Genomic DNA, 1,673 nt, shown 5'->3' with positions numbered 1-1,673 from the left:
GTACCAGACCCGGAAGATGCTGACCGCCTCGCTCACCGACGGCAAATACCGTTTTGTCTGTGATTTTTCCGGGGAAGGACCTTTGCTGGTCGACGCATCCATCGTGAAAGTCGGGCCGAACCCCGCACCCTCGAACCCGTTCAGCGACAAAGAGCTCGCCACCCTGACCGATAAATGCCTGGGCGAAAAAGCGCTGTTGAAGGCGAGAGCGATCGATGAAACATGACTTTCTGCCGCTTGCCGGACGGCATCCCCGCGGGCAGGTGAAAATACGACCATGACCACATCGCTCCAAGACCTCTTCGCCCATAACCGCGCCTGGGCCGCGCAGATGGAAGCCGAGCGCCCAGGCTTCTTCACCAGCCTTGTCAAGCAGCAGACGCCCAGGTATATGTGGATAGGCTGCTCTGACAGCCGGGTGCCCGCCAACCAGATCACCGGCCTGGAGCCCGGCGAGGTGTTCGTTCACCGCAACGTCGCCAACATCGTCGTGCACTCTGACCTCAACGCACTCTCGGCCATCCAGTTCGCGGTCGAGCGGCTCAAGGTCAAGGACATCATGGTGGTCGGGCACTACGGCTGCTCGGGCGTGCAGGCCGCGCTGGAAGGCGCGCGCATCGGCCTGGCCGACAACTGGCTTCGCCACATTCAGGATGTGCGCCACCGCCACCGCCAGCTCCTTGACAGCCTGCCCGAAGAGGTGCGCGCCAAAGCCCTTTGCGATATCAACGTCATCGAGCAGGTGGTCAATGTTTCCGTCAGCACCGTGATGGTTGATGCCTGGGCGCGCGGCCAGGAGGTCACCGTGCACGGCTGGGCCTTCGGTGTGCATGACGGTCTGCTGCAGGACCTGCAGATGAGCGTGTCGGCGCCCGACGAGCTCAACAAGTTCTACGGCAAGGCCATCGACCGTGTGTGGGATACCTGGAACGCCCGCGTCGGCGGCGGTGAACAGCAGCAGCTGGTCTGAACGGCGCACAGCAAGCCATGTTCCCCCAGCGCCTGGACTCGAGCATTGCCTACGACATCGCCAAGGCGATGATGGACGGCTTTAACCGCCACTACCAACTGTTCCGAACCGAGTCCGCGCGCGCCAAGCACCGCTTTGAAACGGCAGACTGGCACGGCCAGCAGCGCGCGCAGCGCGAACGCATCGAGTTCTACGACCTGCGCGTGCGCGAAGCGTCCATGCGCCTGGAGCGCGAGTTCAAGGCCGGCGACCAGCCCATGGACGTCTGGCAGCAGGTCAAGCTCCATTACATCGGCCTGCTGGTCAATCACCACCAGCCCGAGCTGGCCGAAACGTTTTTCAATTCGGTCACCACCAAGATCCTGCACCGCAGCTACTTCCAGAACGACTTCATCTTCGTGCGGCCCGCCGTCAGCACCGAATACATCGAGAACGACGAGCTGGTGTCGCAGCCGACCTACCGCGCCTACTACCCCACCCGCGACAACATGCGCGAGGTGCTGCTGCAGCTGGTGCGCGACTTCGACCTGCGCCTGCCGTTTGACAACCTCGAGCGCGACGCGGGTTATGTGCTTGAAGCCATCAGCGGGCGGCTCACCGACGTCAAGCTGCGCGCCAACTTCCAGATCCAGGTACTCACCAGCCTGTTTTTCCGCAACAAGGGCGCGTACGTTGTGGGCAAGATCATCAACGGCTTCAACGA

At 62.5% G+C, this 1,673-nt stretch carries 3 protein-coding genes; all 3 read left to right on the top strand.

Annotated elements, in window-relative coordinates; all coding sequences use genetic code 11:
• A partial coding sequence (locus AC1DWI_RS22140; protein ID WP_477725784.1) for a hypothetical protein occupies positions 1-226 on the top strand: 226 nt, incomplete at its 5' end.
• Positions 227-277: 51 nt separating this feature from the next.
• Positions 278-970, top strand: a complete 693-nt coding sequence (can, locus tag AC1DWI_RS22135) for a carbonate dehydratase (protein ID WP_477666831.1) — start codon at positions 278-280, stop codon at positions 968-970.
• 17 nt (positions 971-987) lie between these two features.
• Positions 988-1,673, top strand: a 686-nt coding sequence (locus AC1DWI_RS22130) for an isocitrate dehydrogenase kinase/phosphatase AceK regulatory subunit (RefSeq protein ID WP_477725783.1), incomplete at its 3' end; no start/stop codon positions are given.

This window comes from Polaromonas sp. P3_C2, from assembly GCF_056402675.1.
Note: the sequence above shows the minus strand (reverse complement) of the source record. Positions and strands in the feature narration are given on the sequence as shown.